At 74.5% G+C, this 26,097-nt stretch carries 25 protein-coding genes; 11 read left to right on the top strand and 14 right to left on the bottom strand.

Going from position 1 to position 26,097, the window contains the following annotated elements; all coding sequences use genetic code 11:
* Positions 1-101: 101 nt before the first annotated feature.
* The 3 genes from AC07AL_RS15205 to AC07AL_RS15195 all read right to left on the bottom strand — a co-directional run bounded on the left by AC07AL_RS15205 (position 102) and on the right by AC07AL_RS15195 (position 4,919).
* Entirely contained in the window at positions 102-1,685 is a 1,584-nt protein-coding gene (locus AC07AL_RS15205) for a purple acid phosphatase family protein (protein WP_363585275.1), read from the bottom strand.
* Positions 1,686-2,207: 522 nt separating this feature from the next.
* Positions 2,208-3,872 (bottom strand): peptide-N4-asparagine amidase, encoded by a 1,665-nt coding sequence (locus tag AC07AL_RS15200; protein ID WP_363585273.1) that lies wholly within the window; start codon positions 3,870-3,872, stop codon positions 2,208-2,210.
* A gap of 144 nt (positions 3,873-4,016) precedes the next feature.
* On the bottom strand, positions 4,017-4,919 hold the full coding sequence (locus tag AC07AL_RS15195; RefSeq protein ID WP_363585271.1) for a LysR family transcriptional regulator: 903 nt from the start codon (positions 4,917-4,919) through the stop codon (positions 4,017-4,019).
* A 136-nt stretch (positions 4,920-5,055) separates the two neighbouring features.
* On the opposite strand from AC07AL_RS15195, the gene AC07AL_RS15190 reads away from it, so the two are divergent.
* Positions 5,056-6,039 (top strand): pseudouridine-5'-phosphate glycosidase, encoded by a 984-nt coding sequence (locus tag AC07AL_RS15190; protein WP_363371028.1) that lies wholly within the window; start codon positions 5,056-5,058, stop codon positions 6,037-6,039.
* 3 nt (positions 6,040-6,042) lie between these two features.
* The gene (locus AC07AL_RS15185) at positions 6,043-6,921 is read left to right on the top strand and encodes a carbohydrate kinase family protein (RefSeq protein WP_363585267.1); all 879 of its coding nucleotides are present in this window, start codon (positions 6,043-6,045) and stop codon (positions 6,919-6,921) included.
* Between the two features lie 134 nt (positions 6,922-7,055).
* Here AC07AL_RS15185 and polX read toward each other — a convergent pair whose 3' ends face one another.
* Positions 7,056-8,825 (bottom strand): DNA polymerase/3'-5' exonuclease PolX, encoded by a 1,770-nt coding sequence (gene polX, locus AC07AL_RS15180; protein ID WP_478317623.1) that lies wholly within the window; start codon positions 8,823-8,825, stop codon positions 7,056-7,058.
* A 317-nt stretch (positions 8,826-9,142) separates the two neighbouring features.
* Here polX and AC07AL_RS15175 point away from each other — a divergent pair, with 317 nt between their 5' ends.
* From AC07AL_RS15175 to AC07AL_RS15165, 3 genes are all read left to right on the top strand, one after another.
* Entirely contained in the window at positions 9,143-9,847 is a 705-nt protein-coding gene (locus tag AC07AL_RS15175) for a histidine kinase (protein WP_478317622.1), read from the top strand.
* 114 nt (positions 9,848-9,961) lie between these two features.
* Positions 9,962-10,651 carry an ArsR/SmtB family transcription factor gene (locus AC07AL_RS15170; protein WP_478317621.1) on the top strand — a complete coding sequence of 230 codons (690 nt, stop codon included), beginning with the start codon at positions 9,962-9,964 and terminating at the stop codon, positions 10,649-10,651.
* Complete coding sequence (locus AC07AL_RS15165) at positions 10,648-12,063, top strand: MFS transporter (protein ID WP_478317620.1); 1,416 nt, start codon at positions 10,648-10,650, stop codon at positions 12,061-12,063. The genes AC07AL_RS15170 and AC07AL_RS15165 overlap by 4 nt, the downstream gene beginning before the upstream one ends.
* A gap of 77 nt (positions 12,064-12,140) precedes the next feature.
* Here AC07AL_RS15165 and AC07AL_RS15160 read toward each other — a convergent pair whose 3' ends face one another.
* The gene (locus AC07AL_RS15160; RefSeq protein ID WP_478317619.1) at positions 12,141-13,370 is read right to left on the bottom strand and encodes a GNAT family N-acetyltransferase; all 1,230 of its coding nucleotides are present in this window, start codon (positions 13,368-13,370) and stop codon (positions 12,141-12,143) included.
* A gap of 110 nt (positions 13,371-13,480) precedes the next feature.
* The gene (locus AC07AL_RS15155) at positions 13,481-14,419 is read right to left on the bottom strand and encodes a DMT family transporter (RefSeq protein WP_363631885.1); all 939 of its coding nucleotides are present in this window, start codon (positions 14,417-14,419) and stop codon (positions 13,481-13,483) included.
* Between the two features lie 303 nt (positions 14,420-14,722).
* Between AC07AL_RS15155 and AC07AL_RS15150 the strand changes: the two genes are divergently transcribed.
* Positions 14,723-14,986, top strand: coding sequence for a dsRBD fold-containing protein (locus tag AC07AL_RS15150; RefSeq protein WP_063350242.1), 264 nt, complete (start codon positions 14,723-14,725; stop codon positions 14,984-14,986).
* Between the two features lie 58 nt (positions 14,987-15,044).
* Here AC07AL_RS15150 and AC07AL_RS15145 read toward each other — a convergent pair whose 3' ends face one another.
* The 4 genes from AC07AL_RS15145 to AC07AL_RS15130 form a co-directional block, all read right to left on the bottom strand.
* The gene (locus tag AC07AL_RS15145) at positions 15,045-15,572 is read right to left on the bottom strand and encodes a hypothetical protein (protein WP_363585253.1); all 528 of its coding nucleotides are present in this window, start codon (positions 15,570-15,572) and stop codon (positions 15,045-15,047) included.
* Positions 15,573-15,763: 191 nt separating this feature from the next.
* On the bottom strand, positions 15,764-16,651 hold the full coding sequence (locus tag AC07AL_RS15140; protein WP_363585251.1) for an alpha/beta fold hydrolase: 888 nt from the start codon (positions 16,649-16,651) through the stop codon (positions 15,764-15,766).
* A 166-nt stretch (positions 16,652-16,817) separates the two neighbouring features.
* Positions 16,818-17,165 (bottom strand): hypothetical protein, encoded by a 348-nt coding sequence (locus AC07AL_RS15135; protein ID WP_363585249.1) that lies wholly within the window; start codon positions 17,163-17,165, stop codon positions 16,818-16,820.
* 119 nt (positions 17,166-17,284) lie between these two features.
* Entirely contained in the window at positions 17,285-18,208 is a 924-nt protein-coding gene (locus AC07AL_RS15130; RefSeq protein ID WP_363585247.1) for an AEC family transporter, read from the bottom strand.
* Between the two features lie 108 nt (positions 18,209-18,316).
* Here AC07AL_RS15130 and AC07AL_RS15125 point away from each other — a divergent pair, with 108 nt between their 5' ends.
* Entirely contained in the window at positions 18,317-18,796 is a 480-nt protein-coding gene (locus AC07AL_RS15125) for an HD domain-containing protein (RefSeq protein WP_363585245.1), read from the top strand.
* A gap of 290 nt (positions 18,797-19,086) precedes the next feature.
* Here the strand turns inward: AC07AL_RS15125 and AC07AL_RS15120 are convergent, their stop codons facing one another.
* Together AC07AL_RS15120 and AC07AL_RS15115 are read right to left on the bottom strand one after the other, a co-directional pair.
* Entirely contained in the window at positions 19,087-19,482 is a 396-nt protein-coding gene (locus tag AC07AL_RS15120; RefSeq protein ID WP_478317618.1) for an aggregation-promoting factor C-terminal-like domain-containing protein, read from the bottom strand.
* Positions 19,483-19,972: 490 nt separating this feature from the next.
* The gene (locus AC07AL_RS15115) at positions 19,973-21,574 is read right to left on the bottom strand and encodes a carboxyl transferase domain-containing protein (RefSeq protein ID WP_478317617.1); all 1,602 of its coding nucleotides are present in this window, start codon (positions 21,572-21,574) and stop codon (positions 19,973-19,975) included.
* Positions 21,575-21,864: 290 nt separating this feature from the next.
* Here AC07AL_RS15115 and AC07AL_RS15110 point away from each other — a divergent pair, with 290 nt between their 5' ends.
* On the top strand, positions 21,865-22,257 hold the full coding sequence (locus AC07AL_RS15110; RefSeq protein WP_400333744.1) for a ribonuclease: 393 nt from the start codon (positions 21,865-21,867) through the stop codon (positions 22,255-22,257).
* Between the two features lie 122 nt (positions 22,258-22,379).
* Here AC07AL_RS15110 and AC07AL_RS15105 read toward each other — a convergent pair whose 3' ends face one another.
* Positions 22,380-23,198 (bottom strand): MOSC domain-containing protein, encoded by an 819-nt coding sequence (locus AC07AL_RS15105; RefSeq protein WP_363631877.1) that lies wholly within the window; start codon positions 23,196-23,198, stop codon positions 22,380-22,382.
* A gap of 124 nt (positions 23,199-23,322) precedes the next feature.
* On the opposite strand from AC07AL_RS15105, the gene AC07AL_RS15100 reads away from it, so the two are divergent.
* The 3 genes from AC07AL_RS15100 (at position 23,323) to AC07AL_RS15090 (ending at position 24,986) form a co-directional block, all read left to right on the top strand.
* Entirely contained in the window at positions 23,323-23,994 is a 672-nt protein-coding gene (locus AC07AL_RS15100; protein ID WP_363585239.1) for a TetR/AcrR family transcriptional regulator, read from the top strand.
* A gap of 106 nt (positions 23,995-24,100) precedes the next feature.
* Complete coding sequence (locus AC07AL_RS15095; RefSeq protein WP_363631875.1) at positions 24,101-24,283, top strand: hypothetical protein; 183 nt, start codon at positions 24,101-24,103, stop codon at positions 24,281-24,283.
* Between the two features lie 145 nt (positions 24,284-24,428).
* Positions 24,429-24,986 (top strand): universal stress protein, encoded by a 558-nt coding sequence (locus AC07AL_RS15090; RefSeq protein WP_363585235.1) that lies wholly within the window; start codon positions 24,429-24,431, stop codon positions 24,984-24,986.
* Positions 24,987-25,013: 27 nt separating this feature from the next.
* Here the strand turns inward: AC07AL_RS15090 and AC07AL_RS15085 are convergent, their stop codons facing one another.
* Positions 25,014-25,736, bottom strand: a complete 723-nt coding sequence (locus tag AC07AL_RS15085) for an alpha/beta hydrolase (protein ID WP_363585233.1) — start codon at positions 25,734-25,736, stop codon at positions 25,014-25,016.
* Positions 25,737-26,097: the final 361 nt, after the last annotated feature.

The raw sequence follows: 26,097 nt of genomic DNA, 5'->3' as shown, positions 1-26,097 counted from the left end.
CCGCACCTGACCCCTCCCCTCCCTTCTTGCCCCTCCCCCCCCCCCCTCCTCCCCTCCCTCCCCCCCCCCCCCCCCCCCCCCCCCCCCCCCCGCGCCCGGGGTCAGCGTCCCCGGCCGCCGCCGCGGGCGCCGCGCGGGCGGGTGAGGGTGAAGCGGTCGACGGGGACGAGGTCTCCGTACGGGCCGCTGACGGAGTAGTACGTGACGTCGATGGTGGTCCGGCCGCCGCGCTCGCCCGGGTCGACCTCGAAGGCGGCGAAGCCGTACGGGTTTTCGGCGTCCCGGAAGGCGGACCAGGGGGCGTCCTCGATCACGTACTGCGGGGGCCGCTTGCCGGTGGCCGGGTCGACGGCTCCGACGCCGGTGATGACGCGGGCCTTGGCGGGCTCGAAGAAGAGGTGGTTGGAGGGGGCGGAGGTGCCGCCACCGCCGATCACCAGGTGGACGGTGCCCCGGGTGGTGTCGATGGTGGCGGTGTCGGTGGCGACCGGGACGGGGGTGCGGGTGTCGGTCTGCTGCTGGCCGCGGATCGGGTGCGAGCGCTCGTAGTGGTGCTCGTGGCCGCAGACCACCAGGTCGACGCCGTACTTGTCGAACAGCGGCACCCAGGTCTCGCGGATGCCGAGGTCGGCGCCGTTGAACTTGTCGGCGGTGGAGATGACGACCTGGTGCATGCAGACCACGATCCAGTCGATCTCGGGGTTCGCGTTGGCGGCGGCCAACTCCCGCTCCAGCCAGCGCTGCTGGGCGCCTCCGGAGTAGCCGTGGACGTAGGAGTCGCCGGCGTCCTGGTAGGCGACGTCGTCGTTGTTGAGGCTGATGACGCGGACCGCGCCGGCGGTGAACGCGTACCAGAGGCCGTGCAGTTCGTCGTCGGAGCCGGACGGGGGGAGGTCGAAGTAGGCCTGGTAGGCGCCGTAGCCGGTCGGGCCGTTGCCGCGCTCGTTCTCGTGGTTGCCGGCGGCGGGCATCCAGGGGCGGTGGCGGGCGGAGCGGGTGTTGTTCTCGAACCAGTCGGACCAGGTGCGGACCCGGTCGGTGGCGAGGTTGGCGTAGCAGAGGTCCCCGTTGACGAGGTGGAACAGCGGGGCGATCCGCTCGACTCCGGCGGTGGTGTCGCCGGCGGCGGGGCTGCCCAGGTTGTCGTTGGCGTAGCCGTTCGCGGTCTTCTTGCCGAGGGTGGGGGTGCCCTGGTCGCCGAAGCTGGTGAAGGTGAAGGCGGCCCGGCCGCGCGGGGCGGTGCGGACGGTGCCGAGCTCCGGGGTGGCACCGTCGTGGACGGCGGCGTACACGTAGTCCGTGTCGGGGTGCAGGCCGCTCAGCCGGGCGTGGTGGATCTGGACCTCGGTGCCGGACTTGGCGTCCCGGTAGGTGTTGGTGTCGGCCTGCACGCTGCGGCCCAAGCCGCCGTGCGAAGTGCCGTACCGGACACGGGGGTTGCCGACCGAGGCGGTGGTGTGCCAGGAGACCACGACCTCGCGCGAGGCGTCCGAGCCGAACTGGAGGTGCAGCCCGGCGACGCGCGGGGCGCCGGAGCGGTCCGGCCGCTCCAGCAGCAGCGGAGAGGCGGCGGCGGGCGTGGCCGCGATGCCGGAGAGGGAGACGGCGCCGCCGAGACCGAGACCGGTGGCACCGGCCAGGATCCCGCGCCGGCTGACGGGGAGATGTCCACTGGAAGCGTTCATGGCCGCCAGCCTCACCGCGCGTTGGTGAACCGCGCCGGGGCCGTGACGTGAACTTCCCGCCGGGCCGCATCGGCGGCGGACGGGGAGCGCCCGGTCGGCATCGCCGTCCACGCCTGGGGGACGGGCTACCCGGTGCCGCAGTGATGGGTGCCGCAGTGATGGGTGCCGCAGTGACGGGTGCCGCGGCGATGGGCCCCGCGGTCACGGGCGCCGCAGTGACGGGCCCTGCCGCGACGGACGCGTCCACGGAGCCGAGGGGGCGCTCCGTGGACGCGGGGAACCTACGAGGCGGGGGTGGCCTCCGGACATCGTGTCCTCCGGCCGGCAGTTCGATCGTCGACCGAGGTAGTGCCAGTGGCAGACCCTGATCCGTCTCGATCTGTCACCACTGCCTCCTGCGGTCGAACTCCTTCAGCTGCCTCGCAGGTCCACCTCCCATCATGCGCTTCCCACGCCGTGTGCACCAGGGGTCAACCGCCCGAAATCGGATGGATTTCGCAAGTCGGGAGATTCGGGGCGGTGTTACGGCTTCGGCCAGCCGTCGACGAAGGCGAGCGTGCGGTGGTACGGCCCGTCGGGCCCGGTGCTGCGGTAGTCCTCGGTGCTGGTGCCGGTGCGGACGGTGGAGTCGCCGTCGTGGCGGCGGGCGGTGGGGCGCAGGGTGTGGTCGACGGTCGAACGCTCGGTGACGTGGCCGCCGGTGGCCGCGGTGGCCTCGCGGTGGTAGCCGAGGTCCATGGCGGTCCGCTGGTCGGTGTTGCCGGCGGCGTCGTGGGTGACGCGGTAGGTGACGTCCAGCGGTTCGCCCTCGCGCACGGTGGTGGTGCGGTGCGGGCCGCCGCCCCAGGTGGCGGTGGTGCGGGTGAGGTCGGTGCGGTTGTGCAGGGTCACGTCGTTGCCGCTGTCGCGCAGCTGCTGGGCGGAGCGGAAGGCGAGGTCGTCGCGGACCTCGGTGGTGATCCGGCCGTGCGAGGTCTGGACCCAGCCGCGGGCGAGGTCGTGCCGGCCTGCGGTGACGGTCCAGTCGCCGCTGCCGCCGCCGTGGTCGGTGAGCCGGGTGTCGACGGCGGCCTCGGGGGCGACCCGGTGGTCGGTGAGCTGCCCGGTGGTGCGGGCGGTGCCGTGGTCGACGTCGGCGAAGAGGTTGACCTGGCCGGTCCAGGTGTCGTTGTTCTGCGCCTCGGTGGCGTTCACCGCGATGCCGACGGTGTGCGGGCGGCCGTCGAGCAGCAGTCCGACGTAGGGGGTGAGGTCGAGCCGGTAGGCGGGCAGGTCGAAGGCGAAGACGCCGGGGACGGGCCGCCAGAGCAGCGGATCCCACCCGCCGGTGTAGATGACGGGGTAGGGCCAGACCGCGCCGGCCGTCCGCCCGTCGACGGTGAGCCGCAGTTCGCGGAACGGGCCCTTGCCGCAGGAGCCGAGGCCGGGGTTGGCGCTGACGAAGGCGTCGGGCGCGGAGGCGTAGGCGAACTCCTCGCAGGCGCCGCCGCCCCGGGTGTAGACCTCGGCGGTGAGGCGTTCGAGGTTCTGCGGGAAGGTGAGCTCGCGGGTGGCGGCGGGGGCGGCCTGGGTGAGCGCGAACGGCCCGGTGGTGAGCAGGCGGTCGGCGGCGCGGGCGGCGGGCCAGCGGTCGTTCGCGGTGTAGAAGGTGACACTGGCGCTGATGGTGAAGACGCCGGTGTAGGTGGCGTCGGTGACGTTGGCGAGGTCGAGGGAGAACGGCTGCGGGCCGGCGGCGAACAGCGGGGCGTAGCGGGTGAGATCGCGCTCGAGCTTCCATTCGATGCCGTCCTTGGACGGCTCGGGGGTGGAGGAGAGCAGCACCTGGACGCCGCCGACGCGGGCGCTGAAGATGCGGTCGAACTGCCGCCCGGCGACCTGCCCGTGGAGGTCCAGGACCACCGCCGACCAGGGCCCGGCGCAGTCGGCGGGCGGGGTGAGGGTGGTGGTGTACGGGGTGTCGGGCGGGTTGCCGTACCCGTTGCGGAACTGTTGGTCGTGCATCACCTCGACGGTGCAGGAGCGGGTGTCGGGGCGGGTGAGCGGCCGGGTGGCGGTGACCGGGTCGTGGTAGTCGGTGCCGAAGTCGGCGTGGGCGGGGGCGGCGGCGGTGAGGGTGCCGGCGAGGGTCAGGGCGGCGGCGCCGAGGAGGCGGGCGGCGCGGCGAAGCAGCGGGCGGACGGCCAAGGCTGGTCCCCAGGGTTCGGGCGGCCGGCGGGCGCTGCCGCAGGCCGGGTGGGCGGTCCGGGCATCCTTTCGGCGGTGGCATGCCAGCGTCAAGGATTCGCCGGGGGCGCTTCGGGTGCCCGGCGTCGCGGGCCCGGCAAAGCCCTAGTCGACCTCCAGGGCCGCCGCCTCCTGGCGGATCAGGTCCCGCAGGGTGGCCAGCCGGGGCCGGCGGTCGTCCAGCCGCCACTGCATCTCCAGCGGCAGGGTGGCCCGGCCGTCCAGCCGGACGGTGGCCACGTCCTCGGTGAGGTGGCCGGTCATCGAGCCGGGCACCAGCGAGAACGCGCGGTTGCGGGCGAGCAGGTAGAGCCGGGAGCCGACGATCCGCGGCGGGCTGACCAGCACCGGCGGGTCGACGCCGTGGTCCGCGCACAGGCCGAGCACGTGGTCGTAGTAGCGCGGGTGCTGCTCGCGCGGCCACAGCAGCAGCGGCAGGTCGCGCAGTTCGCCGAGGCGCACGCTCGTCCGGCCGGCCAGCGGGTGGTCCCGGCCGAGGGCGACCCGCACCGGCTCGTCGGCGATCCGCTCCAGCCGGTAGCCGGCCACCTCGTCGAGGAAGCGGCCGAGGCCGATGTCGGCGAGTTCGGCGGCCAGCGCGGTGGAGACCTGGCCGGTGTCGACGGCGACCTCGGCGGTGGTGAGCGCGGGCAGTTCCTGTTCGGCGCGGCTGACCACGGCGGGCAGCAGCCGGTTCACCACACTGGGGGAGGCGACGATCCGGGCCGTCCCCAGCCGGGACTCCTCGTGCAGCCGCACCCGGGCCAGCAGCGTCTCGGCCTGCCCGAGCAGCCGGGCGCTCTCGGCGGCCATCACCTCGCCGGCCTCGGTCATCGCCACCGAGCGGCGGCTGCGGTCGAACAGCTCGACACCGACGGTCCGCTCCAGCCGGGCGACTTCCTGGCTGACCGTCGGCTGGGAGATGTGCAGCCGTTCGGCGGCCCGTCCGAAGTGCAGCGTTTCGGCGACGGTGAGGAAGACCTCAAGCTGACGCAAGGTGAAGCCCATGGCTCAAGCCTAAGCCAACCCATAGGTCTGAGCCTATGGAAAGCCCCAGGACTCATTCTGGATTCCGATGCGAACCGTCCATACGCTGAGCGACACGTTGCCCCACCGCAGTGGCATCTCACAGAGAGATCCGACCATGACCGGACTGCCCCCCAGCACCCCCGAAGCCGCCGGCTCCGCGCCGGCCACCCGTTCCGCGCGGGCCATCCACGTCTCCGAGGAGGTCGCGCAGGCCGTGGCCGACGGCCGGCCCGTGGTCGCGCTGGAATCGACCATCTTCACCCACGGCCTGCCGCGCCCCCGCAACCTGGCCGTCGCGCTGGAGGCCGAGCGACAGCTGCGCGAGGCGGGCGTCGTCCCGGCGACCATCGGCGTGCACGCGGGCGTGCCCACGGTCGGTCTGAGCACCGAGCAGATCACCGAACTGTCCGCGACGGACGGCCTGGACAAGGTGAGCCTGCGCGACCTGCCGGTGGTCGCCGCGCTCGGCCGCCACGGCGGCACCACCGTCGCCGCCACCGCCTTCCTCGCCCACCGGGCGGGCATCCGGGTGTTCTCCACCGGCGGCCTCGGCGGCGTCCACTTCGGCGCCTCCGAGAGCTTCGACGAGTCGGCCGACATGACCACCCTGGCCGCCACGCCGGTCACCGTGATCAGCGCGGGCGTGAAGTCGATCCTGGACATCCGGGCCACCCTGGAGCGCTTCGAGACCTTCAACATCCCGGTCATCGGCTACCGCACCCGCAAGTACCCCGGCTTCTACGTCACCGACTCCGGCCACGAGATCAACTTCAGCGTCGAGTCGCCCGAGGAGGCCGCGCGGCTCATCGAGGCCCGCGACCGCCTCGCCCTGCCGCAGGCCGTCCTGATCGCCAACCCGGTGGACCCCGCCAAGCAGCTGCCGCCGGAGGAACTCGACGGCATCCTGGCCCGCGCCTGGGCCGAGGCCGAGCGCCAGGGCGTCACCGGCAACGCCTCCACGCCGTTCCTGCTCGACCACATCCAGCGCGACACCCAGGGCCGCAGCCTGGAGGTCAACGTCGAGGTCTACCGGGGCAACGTCCGGCTCGGCGGCCAGATCGCGACCGCGCTGGCGGCCGCCGCCCGCAGCGGGGCCTGACCCGTGCTGGGGGTGCTCGGCGACCTCGTCGAGGACATCGTCGTCTGGGTCGACGGCCCGCTGCGGCACGGCACCGACTCCAGCGCCCAGGTCTTCCGGCGGCGCGGCGGCAGCGCGGCGAACGTCGCGAGCTTCGCCGCCGGTCAGTACCCGGCCCGGTTCATCGGCTGCGTCGGTGCCGACCCGGTCGGGGACGGCGTCGTCGCCGAGCTGACCGGGCACGGTGTGGACGTACGGGTCGCCCGGCGCGGCCAGACCGGCAGCATCGTGGTCCTGATCGACCAGACCGGCGAACGGACCATGCTGCCCGACCGCGGCGCGGCCAAGCTGCTGGACCGGGTGCCGGACGAGTGGCTGGCCGGCCTGACCCACCTGCACGTGCCCGCCTACTCCTTCGACGGCGATCCGGTCGGCCGCTCCGCGGTGGACGCGTTGGCGCGGGTCCGACGGGCGGGTGGCACCACCTCGGTGGACGCCTCCTCGACCGGCATGCTGGAGCAGTACGGGCGGGAGCGCTTCCTCGCCCTGCTGGCCGAGTTGGCGCCGACCTTCGTGTTCGCCAACCGGTCCGAGGCGGAGTACCTGGGCCTGCTGGTGGGCGGGCTGCCGGGGCCGGAGCGGGCCCGGCTGGCGGCCACCACCGTGGTCACCAAGGCGGGCGCCGAGGCGACCACCGTCGACGTGCCCGGGGACGCGCCGTTCACGGTGCCCGTGCCGCCGGTGAGCGAGGTGCGCGACCTCACCGGCGCCGGGGACGCCTTCGCGGCGGGATTCCTGGCCGGCTTCCTGGAGGCCGGCGACCTGCACCTGGCCGCCGGCCTCGGGCACCGCAGCGCGGCCCGGGTGCTGGCCACGCCGGGGGCCTCGTTCGCGGAGCGGTGACCTCGGGGAGGCGTCGGGGTGGGCTCGGGACCGCGTCGGGGCGGCGGCGGGGTGGGCTCGGGGCGGTGTCGAGCTGACCATAGGGTGGGCGGCCCTGTGCCCGGGGGCCGCCCACCGGGTGCCCGGCGGCCCGCTCAGCGCAGCGCGTCCTTGCGGAGGAAACGCTTCAGCCGCTGCCAGGGCCAGGTGTTGATCACGTCCTCGGCGGTGAGCCAGCCGCGCTGCGCCGTACCGATGCCGAAGCGCGGGTAGGCGAGCTGCCCGGTGGCGTGGGCGTCGCTGTCGATCGCGAAGCGGACGCCGTGCCGCTTCGCCCGCAGGATGTCCTCGTCACGCAGGTCGAGCCGCTGCGGGGAACTGTTGATCTCGATCGCGGTGCCGGTGCGCGCGGCGGCCACGAACACCGCGTCCAGGTCGACGTCGATCGGGCCGCGGCGGCCGATCCTCCGGGTGGTGAGGTGGCCGATGACGTGCACGTGCGGATTCTCGCAGGCGCGGATCAGCCGGCGGGTCTGGGCGGCCCGGTCGGCGGTGAAGTGCGAGTGCACGGAGGCCACGCAGACGTCGAAGCCGGCCAGGAACCCGGGCGGCCAGTCCACCCCGCCGTCCGGGCCGATGTTCAGCTCGGTGCCGTGCAGGAGGCGCAGCTTCTGGTGGCGGTCGGCGAGTCGGCGCAGCCGCTCGCGCTGGGCGAGCATCTTCTCGTCCGTCATCCGCTGCATCACCAGGTCCGGTGCGTGGTCGGTGACGGCGTAGTAGGAGTAGCCGCGGGCGGCCGCGGTGTCGATCATCTCCTCCAGGGTGGCCAGGCCGTCGGTCAGGTCGGTGTGCGTGTGCAGGTCGCCGCGAAGGTCCGACTCCTGGACCAGATCCGGGAGTTCACCGCGCAGGGCGGCCTCGATCTCGCCCCGGTCCTCGCGCAGCGGCGGCGCGATCCACGGCAGGCCGAGTGCCGCGTACACCTCGTCCTCGGTCGCGGACGCCACCTTGGCGCCGTCCGCGCCCTCGCCGTCCGTTTCCTCGCCGTCCGCTCCCTCGGCGGCGGTCCGGAACAGGCCGTACTCCGAGAGCTTCAGCCCGGCCCGGACGGCCATCGTGCGCAGCCTGATGTTGTGCGCCTTCGATCCGGTGAAGTAGACGAGTGCCGCGCCCCAGTCCTCCTCCGGGACGACCCGCAGGTCCACCTGCACGCCCCCGGTGGTGCGCACCGAGGTCTTGGTCGGACCGCTCGCGATCACCTCGGCCACGTACGGGAGTCCGGTGAGCGCGGCCATCAGCGGGGCGGAGTCGGCGGCCGTCGCCAGCACGTCGACGTCGCCGACCGTCTCGCGCATCCGGCGCAACGACCCCGCGCACGCGCAGCGGGTGCAGCCGGGCACGGCGGACAGCGCGGCGACGAGCTGCTCGGCCAGTTCGGTGGCCGCGTCGAGCAGCGTGCGGCCGCCGGAGCGCCGCAGCAACTCGATGCCGTGCAGGATCTTCTCGCCGCTGCGCTCGCCGAAGCCCGCCACGCCGGACAGCCGGTCGGAGCGGACCGCCTCGGCCAGGTCGTCGACGGAGGCGATGCCCAGGTCGCGGTAGAGGGCGAGGGCGCGCTTGGGGCCGACGCCGGGCACGGCCGTCATCTCCCGGACCCCGGACGGGACTTCGACGCGAAGGGCCTCCAGGGCGGTGATCCGCCCGGTGGTGAGGTACTCGGCGACCTTCTCGGCGGTGGACTTCCCGACGCCGGGGATCTGCTGCAGGCCCTTGGCGTCCAGGCCGGCGACGTCCTCGGAGTGGCCGCCCACCGCGCGGGCGGCCTTCTCGTAGGCCCGCGCCCGGAAGGCGTCCCCGCCGGTGATGTTGATCAGGTCGGCGTACTCCTGGAGCAGCTCCCGCACCTGGTCGTTGAGCCGGGGCATGGGGCCAGTCTAGGGGGGTCTCCGGGCTCCGGCCCGGGCGGCGGACCTCCGGGCGGGCGAAGGGAGTTCGTGAGGCCCGGCCCGGGGTCGGCGGCGCCGCGTCGCGGGCCCGCGGCGGGCCGGAGCCCGGGCCTGCCCCGCCGGTCGGCGGGTGTGGCACCGGCCGACCGGCGGGGGTGGTGCCCGGTTCGCGTCCCGGAGCCGGATTGTCACCCGAACGAGTGAGGTGCAGGCTGACAGCAGGGCCTGGGAAGCGGCCCGCGCCGGTCGGCCGCGGTACTGATGACGGCCGCCGGCGATGCGCGAGGGGCAGGGCGATGGCAAGCGGGAAGCTCTGGGGCTATGTCGCATCGGGGGCCAGGGCACTCGGCGCCCTCGGCGGGCCGGGTGGCCCCGGCCGTACGGGCGGGCCCGGCGGCGCGGCGGCGGGCGAGGAACCGGGACCGTTCCGACCGGGCGAGATGGCCGGGCCTCGGGAGCTGTCCCGGCCGGAACTGGAGCGCGTCGAGTGGACCGGCCGGCAGGCCGGCTGCGAGCCGCAGGCACGGCACGTCCAGGTGGCCGAGGTGGTCCGCAAGGTGGTGCGCGGCGGCGGCCGGGCGGCGGCGGTGACGACCCGGCTGGCGCCGGGGCTGCCGGTGGTGGCCGCGGACGCCCGGCGGCTGGAGGCCGTGCTCGCCGGCCTGGTCGACCACGCGATCCGGCGCAACCCGCCCGGCGGGCGGGTGTTGGTCCGCGCCGAGGTGGCGGGCGGGCCGGGCCCGGCCGCGACGGCCCTGCGGGCGGCCGGGTTGAGCGGGGCGGCGCGACCGCGCGGGCGGGTGGAGATCCGGGTGGCCGACCGGGGGTCGTCCGAGCTGCCCGGGGCGCGGGAGTGGCTGCTCGCGGGCGCCCGCGCCGACGGGCCGGTCGGGCCCGCCGTGCACAGCCTGGTGCTGGCGGCGGGCGGGCGGCTGGCGGTGGAGGCCACGCCGGGCGGCGGGCTGACGGTGGTGCTGCTGCTGGTGGTCGCGCACGACTGACGGAAGGCCGGCGGACGGTCGGCGTGCGGCCCTTCGCGACCCTCTTGCTCACCGCAAAGACATCTTCGCAAAAAACCCTTTGCAAAGATGTCTTTGCGGTTCTACGCTCCTGCCATGACCGATGAACGCGGCTGGATGCACAGCGATGACCCCCACATCGTCCTCACGGCCAAGGGCATGCGGGCGATGGCCCACCCCGTGCGCATGCAGCTGGTCGGGCTGCTGCGCAAGCACGGCCCCTCCACGGCGACCAGGCTCGCCGAGCAGCTGGGGCTCAACTCCGGGGCGACCAGCTACCACCTCCGCCAGCTCGCTGCCGCGGGCTTCGTCGAGGAGGATCCCGAGCGCGGAAACGCCCGTGAGCGGTGGTGGCGTTCGGCCCACAAGTTGACCGTCTGGACGGGTGACGACATGGCCGACGAGGAGCCCGACACGGCCGTCGGCTTCCTCCGGTCCGTCCTCACCGCCCACGCCCTGACCGCACAGCGGTCGGTCGACGCCTTCGAGACGATGCCGCGGGAGTGGCGCAAGGCGGTCGGCCTCAGCGACGTGCTGTTGCAGCTCACCCCCGAGGAGGCCGGGCAACTGGCCGCTGACCTGTCCGCGGTGGTGCGGCGCTACCGCGCGCTGGACGCGGAGGGGCCGGCCCCGGAGGGCACCGAGCGGGTCTCCGTGGTCGTGCACGTGCTGCCCGACGCGAGCGTCGGCACCGGCGCTGGTACCGACAGTGATACCGACAGCGACACCGGCGCTGGTGCCGACAGTGACACCGACACCGACACCGGTGAGGCGGGGTCCCGATGACCACCGTCGCCGACGCGCCCGCGCGTAGCCTCCGGCCGCTGGTCGGGGTGCTCTCCGCGATGGCCGTCTCCATCACCGGGACGCGTGTCTCGGCCATCGCCCTGCCCTGGTTCGTCCTGGCCACCACCGGCAGCGCCACCATGACGGGCCTGGTCGCCTTCGCCGAGATGGCGCCGTACGTGCTGGTCAAGGCGCTGACCGGGCCGCTGGTCGATCGGCTCGGGCCGCGGGTGGTGTCCTGGACGACGGACTTGGTGAGCGCCGTCGCGGCCGGGCTGGTCCCGCTGCTGCACGCCTTGGGGCTGCTGCCGTTCGGGGTGCTGCTGGCGATGGTCGCGGTGATCGGCGCGATGCGCGGCCCGGGAGATCTGGCCAAGTCGGTCATGGTCCCGGAGGCCGCCGACCGCGCCCGGGTGCCGATGGAGCGCGCCACCGGTCTCTCCGGCGTCACCGAACGGCTGGCTTCCACGGTCGGCCCGGCGGTCGGTGGCGGGCTGGTCGCGCTGATGGGCCCGCTGGCCGGGCTGGCGCTCAACGCCGCGACCTTCGCCCTGGGGTCCCTCGTCATCGCCTTCGCCCTGCCGCGCGGGATGGGGCGCGCGGCGGCCCTGGCACCCGCCGGCGAGCAGGCCGCCGGGGCCGAGTCCGAGGCCAAGTCCGGGGCCGAACCGGTGGGTTACTGGCGGATGTTCCGCGAGGGCTTCACCTTCCTGCGCTCCGATCCGCTGCTGCTCACCGTGACGGTGCTGGTCGGCATCACCAACCTGCTCGACGCCGGGTTCATCACGGTCCTCCTCCCGGTCTGGGCGCGGGAGTCGGGGAACGGCCCGGCCGCCATCGGCCTGACCGGCACCGCCGGGGGGATCACGGCGGTCGTCGGCAGCCTGATCGCGGCGGCCGTCGCTCACCGGCTGCCCCGCCGGACGGTGTTCTTCGCCGGCTTCCTGCTCGTCGGGGCCCCGCGCTTCCTGGTGCTCGCGTGCGGCGCGCCGCTGTGGGTGGTGCTCACGGTCTTCGCGGTCGGTGGCTTCGGCGGCGGTTTCCTCAACCCGATCCTCGGCGCGGTGCTCTTCGAGCGGGTGCCCCGCCACCTGCTCGGCCGCGTCCACGCCCTCGGCGACTCCCTCGCCTGGGCCGGTATCCCGCTCGGCGGCCTGCTGGCCGGCGCAGCGGTCGGCCTCGTCGGGCTGATACCCACCCTGGTCGCGGGCGGCGCCCTCTACTTCGCCTCCACCAACCTGGCCGGGTTGCGGCCGGAGTGGCGTGAGATGGACCGCCGGCGCGGCCGGACGGGCACCGCCGACGAGGCGAAGCCCGAGCCGGGGACAGGGCCCGAGCCCGAGCCGGGGACAGAGCCTGAGCCGGCGACGGAGCCCGAGCTCGCGCCCGCGTCGGTCCCGGCGCGCCCGTAGGCCTGTCGCACAGGGGCGGCGAGGCGAGCGTGCGGCCGGAACCAGCCGGTCAGAACCAGTCGGGCAGAACCAGCTGGTCAGAACCAGTGCAGGCAGTGCGGGGCGCGCTCGGCGCTGAAGAGGGCGTCGGCGAGGGCGACCGCGCCCGGGCGGTGGGCCCGGATGTGCCCGGCGCGCACCAGCGTGCTCGGGGTGGTGCCGCCGAGGTAGACCGAGCCCAGGTCGCTCACGTCCAGGGACAGGTCGGGCTCCCGGTCCGTCGGGACGCACTCGGCCTTCCCGTCCCGGACGGTCAGCAGGTAGCGGCCGTGCTCGCCGAGGAACGGGTCGTCGACGTCGAGGACGAGCTCGCCGTCCACGAACCAGCCGCGCGAGGTCAGCGCCCGCGGGACGTCCAGCAGCCGCACCCAGAGCCAGTCGGTGCTGCTGCTCCCCTCGCCGGCGTTGAAGTCCGCAAGCTGCCAGCGCAGCGGGTGGTCGGACGGAACGTGCTTGAACACGACCTGGGAGACCAGGTCGTGTTCGAGCGCGAACCGGGCCAGGGCCGTGGCGACGGCGTCGTCGGTGGCGATGGTCTCGTCGACCGTCAAGGTGCCGTCGCCGAGCGAGTAGCAGGCGTAGCCGTCCGGGACACCGTCGGCATCCCGGTGGACGGCGACGTAGCGCGACGCCGCGGAGACCGGGGGCCGGCCCGCGCCCAAGGCCCACCAGCGGTGCGGCCGGGACAGTGCGCCGGGCTGTGCGCGGCGGTACCGGTCGTAGACCGCTTCCAGGATCTCGCCGCACTCGGCCCGCCGCAGCAGCTCGATCGAGCCGGTGCCCGGGCCGGGCGCCGCAGTGTCGGCCGTTCCGCGCGCCCGGGGGAGGGCGAAGGCGGCCTGATGGCGCGGCACCGTCAGCCGCTGCGTGTAGGTCGCCGGTCCGTAGCCGAACCTGCGGTAGATCACGGCCTCGGAGGCCAGCAGTACGGAGAGGAACTCCCCGCGGGCCCGAAACTCGGCGAGCTGGCGCTGCATCATCGCGGTGAGCACGCCCTGGCGCCGGTGCGAGGGCAGGACGCCGACGCCGGTCACCCCGCTGGTGGGGACGAGGGCCTCACCGGGCAGGGTGAGCTCGAAGGTGTACGCGCCGGCGGTGCCGACGGGCCGCCCGTCCGCCGTCACGGCGAGCAGGTTGCGGTCCATCTCGGTCGCCGACCACCAGAGCCCGCCGCCGTCGGCCGGGGTCTCCGGGAAGAGCCCGAACGCGGCATGGAGCGTGTCGACGTAGACGTCGAGGTCCTGATCGGTTGTCGGACGGATCTCCATCGTTACCGCTTCCTCCCCTGGATGACGACGGCACCACGGCCCGTGTGCCTCGCCACAGTGCAGCGTTGACCCGTGGCCCGGTCAAGCGAATTACGCTCCGGCACCGGTGGTCAGGCCGGACCGTTTCCCGGACGGCCTCCGGGGCCTTCCTCGGGCCGCTCGTCCTCCGGTGGCGCCCCGACGCTCTCCGGGGCTTCGCGGACGCTGCCCGGCATCGCCGGGTGGCGGCCGATCACGATCACCCCGACCACGATGGCCAGCAGTCCGGCGGACTGCCAGGCCAGCGCACCCGGCGTGACCCGCAGCCGGTCGCCGAGGAAGCCGACCGCGCAGGCGATCCCGGACAGCGGCTGGGCGGCGGTCAGCGCCGGCAGGGACATCCGCAGCGGCGCGGCCTCGAAGGCGCTCTGCACCAGCAGCAGCCCGACCACGCCCGCTGCCACCACCGCGTACGGCTGCCAGCTGCGCAGCACCGCGTCCAGCCCGCTGTGGTCGAGGCGCTGGGTGGTGGTGCGGGTCAGCGCGTCCTGGAGGCCGTAGAGCAGACCGGCGGCGAGGGCCAGCAGGGTGGCCTCCTCGAACAGCGGCAGCCGCCGGGCCAACGAGACCAGAAGCAGGGTCAGCCCGACCACCGTGCCGACCACCAGCCAGTGCCGCAGTTCCCCGGCGGGCGCACCGCCGCCGGTGGGCCGGCCGGCCACGATGAACGCCGTCACCCCGAGGCCGAGCAGCAGCACCCCGGCCCAGCCCGAGCGGCCGAGGGTCTGGCGGGTCAGCACCCGGGAGAGCGCCATGGCGAACAGCAGGTTGGTCGCGAGCAGCGGCTCGACGAGCGAGACCTCGCCCTGGTTGAGGGCGAGCGCGGACAGGATCAGTCCGCACACCATGAACCCGGTGCCGAGCAGCCACTCGGGCATCCGCATCAGGTCCAGGAGCAGCCGCCAGTGCAGCAGGTCGGCACGGGGCGCCCGCTGCGCCGCGTGCTGCTGGAGGACGAAGCCGAGGCCCAGGCAGCAGGCGGCGCCGAGGGCGAGGAGGAAGACCGCCACGGAGGGACCACCCGGTAGTCACTGCCCGCGCCGCGCCGGCGGGTCCGGGTTCGGTCGGCGGTCGCGGCGCGCTTCCGTCAGCGTACCGCCGGGGCGGCGACGCGGCCCGGCCGGCGGCGGAGAGCAGCCGCGGCCGGGAGACCCGTGGTGGGGGAACTGGTTCCCGGTCGGGTCCGCAGCCCCGGGCCGGGCCCGCTTGCCGCCACGGGCCGGACGGGCGCACGCTGGTGTGAGCGGCCGCCACGGCTCACCGTCCGTGCCGGTCCGGACAGGCGCGAGGGGGCCGCTGCCAGGAGGTGTGGCATGCACAACCAGTGGGACGTGGAGCTGAGCTTCGAGGAAGACGGAGTGCACACGGCGTGCGAGGCCAGACTGACCGGTGCGCGGGCGCCGGGCTTGCGCGCCCACGGGGAGTCGATGAAGAGCACGGACGACCGCCCGCTCGCCAGGATCGGTGAGGAGGTCGCGGCCTCCCGAGCCCTGGAGGAGCTGTCCCGCAAGCTGCGGGCGCAGGCCACCGGGGAGATCGACGACGAAGGACACCGCCCGGGGTACCTGATCTACTGATCCCCGCCCCCGTCGGCCGTCCCGCGCTCGCACGGGACGGCCCGGGACCACGCGGACGTCAGGACCAGGGGTTGGCCGGCTGGTCGTTGATCGCCGTCCAGAACCGGGTGCCCGCCGGGAGGGTGCCGGCCGCCCAGAGCGACCAGCCCTGCCCGTCGTGGAACTCGGCCATTCGCCAGCCGGCGCCGAAGGAGTCCTCGCAGAGCCCGTCGGCGTCGTCCCGGCCGCTCAGGTCGGACCCGGCCGTCGGGGCCGTCGCGGCGACCTCCCCGCCCGCCCAGCTGTGGAAGCCGGCGGTGGGGATCCCGGTGGGGGCCGGGCGGCCGTCCTGGTGGAGGCAGAGCACCGGCAGTTCGGTGTCGGCGGCGGTGTCCCCGAGGTAGGGGTTGCTGGCGCTGTCGGTGCCGACGTGCACCACACCGGCGCGCTGTTCCAGGGCGGTCCAGGTCAGCCCCGGGTGTTCGCCCGCCGAGGCGGCGACGGCCGGCCCGTCACGGTCCACGGCGGACGCGCTGCCCGGGGTGACGGCCAGCGCGGTGAGCGCGAGCACCGCCGCGGGGGCGAGGCGTCGGACGAACGCGGGCATGGCTGCTCCGTGAGGTGTGAGTGGGCCGACGTGGCGGTGTCAGTCTGCCAGCGCCAAGTCGAGTGCGGTACAAGGGATTTGGCGACTCTGGCGAGTTCGGGCCAATCCGTCGCCGGCGGCTTGTGCGCAGCGGCCGGGCAGGGCCGGTTCGCCGCGGGCGTGGCGCCCGTGCCGTCCGAACGGCCCTGCCGTCAGCCGCGGGGGGCGGCGAGGAATCCGGTCAGCCGGGCGTTGATCTCCGCCGCGCCCGCCATGGGCAGGTGGTGGTGCGAGAGGCCCGGCAGGACGGCGACCGTCGCCTCGGGTAGGGCGCGGCGGGCGGCCTCGGCGACCCGGGGGGCGTGGTGGGTGCGGCTGTGTTCGGCGAACAGGGCGAGGGTCGGGGTGGTGAGGGAGCGCAGCCGGTCGAGGCCGGGGCGGGGGCCGGTGACGACGCGGGTGGCGGGGAAGTCGGCGTATCCGAGGGCGTAGACCTCGCGCCAGCCGGGGTCCGGGCGGGGGCCGTCGCCGGCCTCCCAGTCGAGGTAGGCGCGGGCCCGGGCGGCGGTGCGGCGGGGGAGGAAGAGCGGCAGGGCGTGCAGCAGGTAGTCGGGGCGGAAGCCGGCGAAGCACTGGGTGGGATCGAGGAGGGCGAGTCGGCCGACCCGGGCGGGCGCGTGCAGGGCGTACTCCAGGGCGATCCAGCCGCCGTAGGAGTGGCCGCAGAAGTCGGCCCGGGGGAGGCCGAGTTGGTCGAGGACGGCGTCCAACCAGCCGAGCAGCCCGGGGACGCCGGCGAGCGGGGCGCCGTCGTGGACGCTGCGGCCCGGGTCGCCGATGAGGTCGGGGGCGAGGACGCGGTGCCCGGCGGCCGTCCACGCGGCGACGTTGGCGAACCACATGGTGGAGGTGGCGCCGCCGCCGTGCAGCAGGACGAGGGGGCGGCCGTCGGACGGGCCGCAGGCGTTGATCCGGGTGGTGCCGTGGGGCGTTCGGACGGTGAGGTGCTCGACCTGGACGGGCCAGCGGGCCAGCAGTGCGTCGTAGGCGGTGAGGAAGGCGGCGGTGCGGGCGGGGGAGGGCGTGGTGCGGGCGGACATGATGGGACTCCGCGGGGGTGAAGGCAGCGCCCGGCCGATCTGCGGGCGCTGATCCAACTGGTGGACGCCTCCCGGGCCGGCCGGGGGGTGACCCCGGCCGGCCCGGGGAGGCGTTGGGATCGAACTCGGCGGGCACCACCGGTCTGGGGGAGTGACCGGCGGGGCGTCAGAACCAGGTCTCGCCGTAGTGCGGCCCGGGGTGGTCCTCGCGCAGCAGGCAGATGTTGGGGTCGCGCGGCGGCTCCGGCCCCTCGTACGGGCCGACGGCCGGGCAGCGCGGCCCGACCTCGACCAGGTACTCGGGCCAGGACGCCCAGTGCAGGTCGAAGCCGACGCCCTGGACCAGCGCGGAATGGGTGCCGCCGTGCCCGCCGGCGAGGTCGCAGCGCAGGCGCGGATCGATCAGGAAGGCACCGCGCGGAACGGTGTTGTAGTGGTCCACGTCCGTCTGCGGCAGCGTGACGACGGACGGACAGTGGTGGAACTCTGCGGAACGAAGGTCCGGTTGGCTCATGGGCGCCAGCATTCCACCGGGAGTCCGACGAGGGCCCCGGTTCCCCGCTTTTGTACGGCTCGTGGGGGACAACTGTCGTGCCGTGTACGGGTGGTCGTCACCTCTCCGGAAGGCTCCGGCTACGCGGCGAGGGACCAGCTGATCACCGACAGGGTCGCCATCGACGCCAGGGTCGACCAGAGCACCGAGTCCCGGGCGAGCCCGGTGCCCTGGCCGTACTCGCGGGCGTAGACGTAGACGTTCTGCGCGGTGGGCAGGGCGGAGAAGAGCACCACGGTGAGGAGCTGGTGCGCGGGGAGGTGGAGCAGCGGGCCGGCCACCGCGAAGGCGACCAGCGGCTGTATCAGGGTCTTGACCGCGACGGTCAGCCCGACCTCGGCGTGGCGCGAACGGCCGGTGGCCGGCGGGCGGTTGTGCAGCGACATGCCGAGGGCGACCAGGGCGGTCGGCACGGCGGCGCCGCCGAGCAGTTCGCAGGAGCGGTTCAGCTCGGCGGGCAGGTGAAACCCGCAGGCGGAGGCGGCGGCGCCGAGCGCGGTGGCCAACAGGATGGGGTTGCGCAGTGGCAGGGTGAGCAGGGCCCGGCGGCCGGCCGCGCCGCCGTCGAGGACGGCCAGCACCGCGGGCGTGACCACCAGGATCTGGAACAGCACCACCGGTGCGACGAAGGAGGCGTCACCGAGGAGCTGCATCGCCACCGGGATGCCGAGGTTGGCCGAGTTGACGTACCCGCAGGCCATCGCGCCGATCGCCAACTCGCCGGTCTTGCGCCGGAACAGCAGGCGCCCGGCGAGCAGCCCGAGGCCGATCGAGACGACGGTGCCGGCGGTGAAGGCGAGCATCGAGGGGTTGGCGAAGTGGTCCAGCGGGGTGCGGACGATCATCAGGAACAGTGAGGCCGGCATCGCCACGTGGAAGACGAACCGGTTGAGCACCGGCTCCGCGTGCGGCCCGAGCAGCCCGGTCCGGCCGACCAGGTAGCCGACCCCGGTCAGCGCCCAGATCGGGGCGAATCCGGACAGCAGGGGGTGCAGGGATGGCATGGTTCCTCGGATCGCTCGGACGGTCTGCCGGGTGGGCCGGGGGTCTCCCGCCCCGGGGCAGTAAACCAGTGAGCGTGAACGGGGAGACCACGGGCCTACGATGAGCCGATGGAGCCCGAGAACGCGCCGATGGAACCCGAGTACCTGAGCCTGGCCGAGGTGGAGGCGATCGCCCGCCGCGCGCACGAGGGGCAGGTCGACAAGAACGGCCACCCGTACGGCGAGCACATCGCGGCGGTCGCACACGGGACGGCCGCGCGCGGTGGCAGTGACGCCCAGATCGCGGCGGGCTGGCTGCACGACACCGTCGAGGACGACCGGTTGAGCCGGGAGTGGCTGGCGGGGGCCGCGTTGTCCGAGGCCACCAAGACGATCGTGGACGCGCTCACCCGCCGCCCCGACGAGCCGGTCGAGGCGTACACCGCGCGGGTCCTGGCCACGCCGGGCGCGTTGCTGGTCAAGCGTGCCGACCTCGCCCACAACTCGGACCCGGCCCGGCTGGCCGCGCTGGACGTCGCGACCGCCGAGCGCTTGGCCGCCAAGTACGCGCGGATGCGGGAACTGCTCGGGCTCACCGGCGAGCTCTGAGCGACGGGGCGCGGCCCGGGCGTCCGGACGAGCCGGGAGCGGGTCGGGCGAGGCGGGGGCGGGTCGGGCGAACCGGGAGCGGGCCGGGTGAGCCGGGGGCGGGTCGGGCGAACGGCGGGAGGCACCGCGCGACCCGCGAGAGGTGCGTGGGAACCACGAGAGGGCCCGGGCCACGCGGATCGCGCGGGCCCGGGCCCTCTGGGGTCACCCCGGTGATCCCTGTCCGACCCCCGGGGTGAGGGGGGAGTGGTCAGGATGCGGGTGGAGTCCGGTGAGCCGAGGTGGTCGGCTTAGTACCAGTGGTTGGCCTGCCAGAAGGTCCAGGCGGCGTTCGGGCTGCCGTAGCGGGAGTTCATGTAGTCCAGCGCCCACTTGATCTGGGTGGTCGCGTTGGTCTTCCAGTCGGAGCCGTGCGTCGCCATCTTGGAGCCCGGCAGCGCCTGGGCCAGGCCGTACGCGCCCGAGCTGGCGTTGGTCGCTGTCACGTTCCAGCTGGACTCGTGGGCGATGATCTGGCTGAAGGAGGCCAGCTGGTTCGCCGGGACGATCTGGGCGGCCACGGCCTGCGGGGACAGGGTGGCGGCGTTCGCGGTGGCGGGCAGCACACCCGCGCCCAGGGCGGTCAGACCGGCGGCGCCGGCGAGAATCGCGGCGGAAGTGCGCATGCGGAGCTTGAAAGTGGGCATGAAGAACAGGACCTCAATCGGGTTGGGCCGGGTCACGCCCCGCCTTGGACCATGGCCGGACAGGGGCCGAAATGGTCGTGGGGCGTGACCTGGCAGTAAGTCGCTACCGGCGGGACAGGTGCCGGTGCGGCTGACGACTGAGCCATTGTTGGCATGCCGGATCGGGCGTCGCCAAGACCCCCTTGTTACGACCCCCGGTCGTACGGGGGGTGGCCGCCGTGGATTCGAAGGGTCGGTTGCGCGGAGCGCGCCGACCGGCGGTGGCCTGCGCGAACGCCCCGTCGGCGGGGCGGGGCGCGGGTGCCCGAGGCTTGCCACTATCGCCCGTCGTGGACCGCATTCCGGTGTGAGCGCACTCACCGTTTGGGCCGCTGAGGCCGTCACCCGCCGGTCTGCCGTCGGCACGTTGGGTACAGACGATCTCGCCGCCGTTGAGACCGGCGCCACACCCGTGGGGGCCCGGGGGAGACCGTCGGGCCCCGGCGGGGGTTCAGCGGAGGTCGCCGAGCCGGCGGTGACGCAGGGCCCGCGCCGCGAGGCGGTCCGGCTCCGGCAGCGCCGCCAGCCCGCCGAGCGCGGCACCGACCGTCCGTCCCAGCCGCGCGCAGAACGCCTCCGGCTCGTCCGCCGCGTCCGGCCGCTCCTCGACCACCTCGTCCACCAGCCCGACCTCCGCCAGGTGGCCCGCGCCGATGCCCTGGGAGCGGGCCAGCTCGGCGGCGTGCCCGCCGTCCCGGTGGACGATCGCGGACGCGCCCTCCGGTGGCAGCGGCGCCAGCCAGGCGTGCCCGGCGGCGAGCACCCGGTCGGCCGGGAGCAGCGCCAGCGCGCCGCCGCCCGAGCCCTGGCCGAGCAGCACCGCCAGGACGGGCGTGCGCAGCGCCAGCAGGGTGGTCAGGCAGTGCGCGATCTCGACCGCGATCCCGTCCAGCTCGGCCTGCGCGGACAGTTCGGCCCCGGCCGTGTCGACGACCGTGACCAGCGGCAGCCCCAGTTGCTCCGCCACCCGCGCGGTGCGCCGGACGGCCCGCAGGTCGGCGGCGGTGAACGGGCGCTCGTGCTCCGGGGTCTGCCGCTGCTGGCCGACCACCAGGACCGGCCGACCCCCGAGGACGGCGAGGGCGCGGACCAGCGCGCCGTCCCGCCCGCCGGGGGCGTCCAGCAGCACCAGTTCCTCGGCGGTGTGGCGCAGCAGCTCGCGGGTGCCCGGGCGGTCGGGGCGACGGGTGCGGCGGACGGAGTCCCAGGCGTCGGGGTGTTCGGCGGCCCCGTCGGGGGTGGGGTCGGGAGCGAGGCCGGGGCCGGGACCGGGGGCGCCGGTGCCGCTGGTGTCCGTGCTGCCCGGGGCGGGCGCGGTGGTGGCGAGGACGGCGAGCGTGCGGCGGACCAGTTCGCGCAGGTCCTGCGGCGGCACGACGGCGTCCACCAGGCCGCGTCCGGCGAGCGTCTCCGCCCGCTGCACGTCCGGGGGCAGTTCCACGCCGCGCAGTTCCTCGTACACGCGCGGGCCGAGGAAGCCGAGCCGGGCGCCCGGCTCGGCGAACACCAGCTGGCCGAGCGTGCCCCAGGAGGCGAAGACCCCGCCCATGGTCGGGTTCCGTAGATAGGTGAGATAGGGGAGACCGGCCGCGCGGTGCGCCTGGACGGCGGCGGTGATCCGCAGCATGCACAGGAAGGCCGCCGACCCCTCCTGCATGCGCGTCCCGCCGGAGACGGGCAGGGCGAGCAGTGGCAGCCGCTCGGCGGTGGCGCGCTCGACGGCGCGGGTGATCCGCTCGGCGGTGGCCACGCCGATCGAGCCGCCGAGGAAGCCGAACTCGGAGGCGACCAGCGCCACCGGCCGCCCGCCGACCAGGCGGGCACCGGTGAGGACGGCCTCGTCGAGACCGGTGCGTGCGCGGGCCCGGTCGAGCGAGGCGCGGTAGCCGGGGTCGGCCTGGTCGGTGGGCGGGTCGGCCGGCGGCTCGTCCCAGCCCTGGAAGGCGCCAGGGTCGACCAGCAGTCCGATCAGCTGCCGCGCGGTCAGCGGCGCGCCCGTGGCTGTGGCCGGGTGCGGTCCCGTGCCCGCGCTCGTGTTCGTCCCCGTGTTCATGCCCACCCCGTCAGCGGTCGTTCCGGTCCGACATGATCCGTCACTCTATGCGGCGCGACTGGAGCGGGGAGCGAACGTGAGGAAGCTGTGAGGAGCCGACAGCGGTCGGGTTGCTAGTTCGACGGCGGTCGACCCATGGGGTGTCCGGGCGGTTCGTGGGCGGCGCCGGCCGGGCTCGGGTCGGAGCTGGGATACGGCTCAAGTCGCTGGTCAGACAGGTGAGTTACCCGTCGGTTAATAGTTTGTCGCAGGGCTTCCGGAGTTGTCGGTGGCTGGTCACACTGGTGGACATGACCCGCACTCTACGCGCGTGGAAGACCCGCGCTGCCGCCGTCACCGCCGTCGCCCTGATGACCCTCGCGCCCGTCGCCGTCGCCACCGAGGCGCACGCCGACGTGAGCGGCACGGTGTGTCTGTCCGCCCTCCCGCCCGAGGCGACCGACACCCTCAACCTGATCGCCACCGACGGGCCGTTCCCGTACTCCCAGGACGGCGTCGTGTTCCAGAACAGGGAGCACGTCCTGCCCAGCCAGTCCAACGGCTACTACCACGAGTACACCGTCATCACGCCCGGTGCCCCGACCCGCGGCACCCGCCGGATCATCACCGGTCAGGCGACCCAGGAGGACTACTACACCGGTGACCACTACGTCACGTTCTCGCTGATCGACCAGGGCTGCTGACACGCGCCCCACGCCCCTCCCGGCCCCGGCGCACGTCTCCGCCGGGGCCGCCGGAACGACGGGCCCGCCGGATCGCCGAGGGGCGGCCCCCCGCCCGCCCCGGCGGCCCGCCGCGACCGGCCTCAGAGCTCGGACGGCCCCCAGGCGTCCACCACCAGCTCGTCCCCGACCCGCAGCGTGCCGGGCCGCAGCACCGCGAACTTGCTGCCGAACGCGACCCCGCCGACCGCCGCCCGGCGGTAGCCGGCCAGCGTCCGCAGCGGCTCCGGACCGGCCTTCGCGCCCGTCGACTGGTCGACCAGCGTCACCGAGCAGCGGATCGCGAGCTTGGCATAGGCCAACTCGGCGCCGCCCACGGTGATCCGGCGGGCCAGGTCCTCGGTGTGCGGTTCGTCCCAGCCGTCCACCACCAGGTTCGGGCGGAACCGGTCCGCCGGCACGGGGAGTCCGCCGCTCAGCGCGTTGAAGCGCTCCAGCGACGCGCGGGACAGCAGGTGCACCGCGCAGCTGTCGGCGTAGCCGGACGTGCCCGGCACCAGCCCGTCGGTCACCCGGTCGTGCTCCGGCGGCACCCGGACCAGCCGGCTGCGGACACCCAGCACCCCGGACAGCCAGCCGGCCACCTCCTCGCCCTGGTCGATCCCGAAGAACGGGGCGCCGAACAACTGCACCGCCCGGCGCGGACCCTCGGTGTCCACGGCGACGGTCACCGGCTCCACACCCGGGGCGTCGAGGGTCAGCCGGCGGCCGTCCTCCCCGACCGTCGGGCGGACCGTGGCCAGCAGGCGGTCCCGGCGTTGGGAGCGGAACACCCCGTCCTCGTCCACCACCATGAACGCCCGGTCGTGGGCCAGCCCCGCCGGAGTCAGCTCCGCCCGCGCCACCTCGACCCCGGCGCACCCCTTCACCGGGTAGTACCGCAACTCCACCACTTCGGCCATGGCCGCCCCCTCGACTCACCGCGGCCCCTCGCGAGCCGCTCCGGACCCCTCGCGGAATCAACGCCTCCGTAGGGTAGTTGACCGCCGCCCGACCACCCGCCCCCGGGATTGCTAGGGTCGGGACATGGCACCGAGCAGCGCGAACCCCCCGGGAAGGCTCCGGCGCGACGCCCAGCGCAACCGCGACCTGCTGCTCGCCGCCGCCCGCGGCATGTTCTCCCGGCACGGCCTCGACGTCCCGCTGGACCAGATCGCCAAGGAGGCCGGCGTCGGCAACGCCACCCTCTACCGCCACTTCCCGACCCGCGAGGCGCTGATCGGCGAGGTGTTCGCCGACGCCGCCGTCGGCCTGGCCGGGGCCGGCGAGGAAGCCCTCGCCGCCGAGGACGCCTGGACCGCGCTCGAACACTACTTCGAGCGCATCTTCGAACTCGTCGCCGCCGACCGGGGCATCAACGACCTCGTCACCCAGGCCATCCCCACCATCCCCGGCATGATCGAGATCAGCCGCCGGAACGCCGCCACCGTCGGCGCCCTCATCGCCCGCGCCCAGGACCAGGGCACCATGCGGCGCGACGTGGTCACCATGGACCTGCTCTTCCTGCTCGGCCCGCTCTGCCGCGCCCTGCCCGCCACCACCGACCTGCGCCCCGACCTCTGGCGCCGCTACCTCGCCCTGCTCCTCGACGGCTTCCGCACCCAGGCCACCCACCCGCTGCCGGTCCCCCCGATCGGCGAGGAACACCTGGACCGGATGTTCGCCGACCTCTGGGAAGCCGAACCACCGGAGGGATAGGCAAGCCGTTTCACACCGGGAAACGGTCGGCCTTCACCAGAGTGCCGTGACGAGGATGGAGGAGGATGTCCGGACTGCCCGTTGCGCTGCCGAGAGGTCACTGACGATGGCTGCGTACGTGCTGATTCCCGGGGCCGCGTCCGGCCCGTGGTACCGGCACCTGCTGGAGGCCGAACTGCGCCGGCGGGGCCACGACGTGGTGGCGGTGATGCCCGGTGACCACTGCCCCATGCCCGGCCACCCCGCAGAGCTGGCCGACCACCTGGAGGCGTACCGGACCGCGTCGTAGCGACCCCGGGGCATCAGGGACACGTACGGAACACCCGCGCGCGCGTCAGAGGCGTGTCAACGGGCGCCGGAGGTGCGGTGCCGGCCCGCTTTGCTGGAGGACGACAGCACAGCACGGCGGTACGGACCGAGAGGCGGGGCGCACCATGGCGGACAGCGAGATATCCGGCGCGGACGGGGCAGCGGAGCGGGCCGACCGCGCGGGCCGGATCGTCGTCGGCGTCAGCGGCTCGCTCGGCAGCCTCGCCGCCCTCCACCACGCCGTCGCCGAAGCCCACCGCACCGACGCCGAGGTCCTCGCCCTCCTCTGCTGGACCTCGCCCGGCGAAGAGATCGGCTACCGCCGCACACCCTGCCCGGCCGCCATCACCGCCGGCCGCGACGCCGCCGTCGCCCGGCTCCGGCAAGCCCTCGACGAGGCCTTCGCCGGCCGCTACGCCGGAGTCCGGCTGCGCTGCCAGGCCGTCCGCGGCGACACCGGACACACCCTGGTCCGCTTCGCCGACCACCCCGACGACCTGCTCGTCCTCGGCGCGGGCAGCAGCCGCGGCTGCCTCTCCCGGGCGCTGCGCCCCTCCGTCACCGCCTACTGCGTCCGGCACGCGAGCTGCCCCGTCCTGGCCGTCCCCCGGCCGCCGCTGCAGCGCGACCTGGAGGCCATGGAACGCGGCCACGGCCTGCGCTCCCTCGTCGCGGGGCGGTAGGCCGCGCCCTGCCTGTGGTGCCGCTACCTACGACAGCCCGGCGGCCTCGGCGAGGACGGTGGCGGTCCGGCGGCCGGCACGCAGCACCGCTTCGGCGGTGGTGGGGAGGCAGCGGTCCGCCTCGGCGTCGTACACGGTCATGATGACGCCCGCGTGGTCGGTGGCGGGTTCGAGAACCCGTACCGCGGACATCTGCTTTGTCAGAGCAGCGCTCAGTTGCCGGGTGTGCTCGATGTCCAGCACCCCGTCCTCCGTGCCGTGGACCAGCCAGAGCGGGACGGGAGAGGGCTGCTCGGCCAGCAGGTCGAGAGGGGCGTCCCCGGTGGTGATCGCCAGGCGGGCGTAGCTGGAGGAGATGCCGACGGCGGCGATGGGACGCCGCTCGGCGGGGGTGTCGGGGTGGGTGGCCACGGCTATGGCCTCCCGGCCGCCCAGCGACCAGCCGGCCAGGACCAGGCGGTCCGGGTCCCCGCCGTACGCGGCGGCGGTGCGGCGGGCGTGGGCGAGCGAGGCGAGCAGCTCGGCGCGGCCGCCGTCAGGCCGGTCGGAGCGCCAGTCCGGGACGAGCACCAGCAGGCCGAGCCCGGCGGCCTCCCGGGCGAGCGGCCGCAGCACGTCGCGCTCGTCGGGGCCCCGGCCGTGCCACAGCAGTACGACGGGCGCGGGCCCGGCGGTGTCGGCGGGCGGGCGGTGCACGTCCATGAGCCGTCCGTCGGCGTACGGGGTGGCCTCGGGTTGAGCGCTCGTCATGCGGGGTTCGCCTCCGGTTCGGTGATTGATCACGGAGCTGGTACTGTACTTCTCGTCGCGAGGGAGATGATTCCTCGTCAGGCGTCAGTGGTGCTACCAGAGCACGTCCTACTTTCAGTAGGAAGAGTCCGTGCGATCCGGGCCTGGCGCTCCAATTGTCGGACGGGGTCCGGTGCCTTTCAAAGGGTGCCGGGCCTTGTTTGCTTTTGGGGTGCGGGTTGGTCGGGGTTCGGTGTGTGGGTGTGGGGCTGGTATTGTTCTGGGTGTCGCGAGGGAGATGATTCCTCGTCAGGCGTCAGTGGTGCTACCAGAGCACGTCCTACTTTCAGTAGGAAGAGTCCGTGCGATCCGGGCCTGGCGC

The organism is Kitasatospora sp. NPDC043949 (genome assembly GCF_056435365.1).
The sequence above is the reverse complement of the archived record's forward strand: the minus strand, read 5'-3'. Positions and strand labels throughout refer to the sequence as shown.

What these genes read in the sequence shown, in the direction of transcription:
- AC07AL_RS15170 (WP_478317621.1), top strand. Translation starts at nt 9,962, where the DNA reads ATGACCGATGAACGCGGCTGGATGCACAGCGATGACCCCCACATCGTC.
- AC07AL_RS15120 (WP_478317618.1), bottom strand. Translation starts at nt 19,482, where the DNA reads ATGCCCACTTTCAAGCTCCGCATGCGCACTTCCGCCGCGATTCTCGCC.
- polX (WP_478317623.1), bottom strand. Translation starts at nt 8,825, where the DNA reads ATGCCCCGGCTCAACGACCAGGTGCGGGAGCTGCTCCAGGAGTACGCC.
- AC07AL_RS15195 (WP_363585271.1), bottom strand. Translation starts at nt 4,919, where the DNA reads ATGGGCTTCACCTTGCGTCAGCTTGAGGTCTTCCTCACCGTCGCCGAA.
- AC07AL_RS15090 (WP_363585235.1), top strand. Translation starts at nt 24,429, where the DNA reads ATGGCGGACAGCGAGATATCCGGCGCGGACGGGGCAGCGGAGCGGGCC.
- AC07AL_RS15205 (WP_363585275.1), bottom strand. Translation starts at nt 1,685, where the DNA reads ATGAACGCTTCCAGTGGACATCTCCCCGTCAGCCGGCGCGGGATCCTG.
- AC07AL_RS15115 (WP_478317617.1), bottom strand. Translation starts at nt 21,574, where the DNA reads ATGAACACGGGGACGAACACGAGCGCGGGCACGGGACCGCACCCGGCC.
- AC07AL_RS15125 (WP_363585245.1), top strand. Translation starts at nt 18,317, where the DNA reads ATGGAGCCCGAGAACGCGCCGATGGAACCCGAGTACCTGAGCCTGGCC.
- AC07AL_RS15190 (WP_363371028.1), top strand. Translation starts at nt 5,056, where the DNA reads ATGACCGGACTGCCCCCCAGCACCCCCGAAGCCGCCGGCTCCGCGCCG.
- AC07AL_RS15100 (WP_363585239.1), top strand. Translation starts at nt 23,323, where the DNA reads ATGGCACCGAGCAGCGCGAACCCCCCGGGAAGGCTCCGGCGCGACGCC.
- AC07AL_RS15150 (WP_063350242.1), top strand. Translation starts at nt 14,723, where the DNA reads ATGCACAACCAGTGGGACGTGGAGCTGAGCTTCGAGGAAGACGGAGTG.
- AC07AL_RS15105 (WP_363631877.1), bottom strand. Translation starts at nt 23,198, where the DNA reads ATGGCCGAAGTGGTGGAGTTGCGGTACTACCCGGTGAAGGGGTGCGCC.
- AC07AL_RS15095 (WP_363631875.1), top strand. Translation starts at nt 24,101, where the DNA reads ATGGCTGCGTACGTGCTGATTCCCGGGGCCGCGTCCGGCCCGTGGTAC.
- AC07AL_RS15145 (WP_363585253.1), bottom strand. Translation starts at nt 15,572, where the DNA reads ATGCCCGCGTTCGTCCGACGCCTCGCCCCCGCGGCGGTGCTCGCGCTC.
- AC07AL_RS15085 (WP_363585233.1), bottom strand. Translation starts at nt 25,736, where the DNA reads ATGACGAGCGCTCAACCCGAGGCCACCCCGTACGCCGACGGACGGCTC.
- AC07AL_RS15135 (WP_363585249.1), bottom strand. Translation starts at nt 17,165, where the DNA reads ATGAGCCAACCGGACCTTCGTTCCGCAGAGTTCCACCACTGTCCGTCC.
- AC07AL_RS15130 (WP_363585247.1), bottom strand. Translation starts at nt 18,208, where the DNA reads ATGCCATCCCTGCACCCCCTGCTGTCCGGATTCGCCCCGATCTGGGCG.
- AC07AL_RS15110 (WP_400333744.1), top strand. Translation starts at nt 21,865, where the DNA reads ATGACCCGCACTCTACGCGCGTGGAAGACCCGCGCTGCCGCCGTCACC.
- AC07AL_RS15140 (WP_363585251.1), bottom strand. Translation starts at nt 16,651, where the DNA reads ATGTCCGCCCGCACCACGCCCTCCCCCGCCCGCACCGCCGCCTTCCTC.
- AC07AL_RS15165 (WP_478317620.1), top strand. Translation starts at nt 10,648, where the DNA reads ATGACCACCGTCGCCGACGCGCCCGCGCGTAGCCTCCGGCCGCTGGTC.
- AC07AL_RS15175 (WP_478317622.1), top strand. Translation starts at nt 9,143, where the DNA reads ATGGCAAGCGGGAAGCTCTGGGGCTATGTCGCATCGGGGGCCAGGGCA.
- AC07AL_RS15160 (WP_478317619.1), bottom strand. Translation starts at nt 13,370, where the DNA reads ATGGAGATCCGTCCGACAACCGATCAGGACCTCGACGTCTACGTCGAC.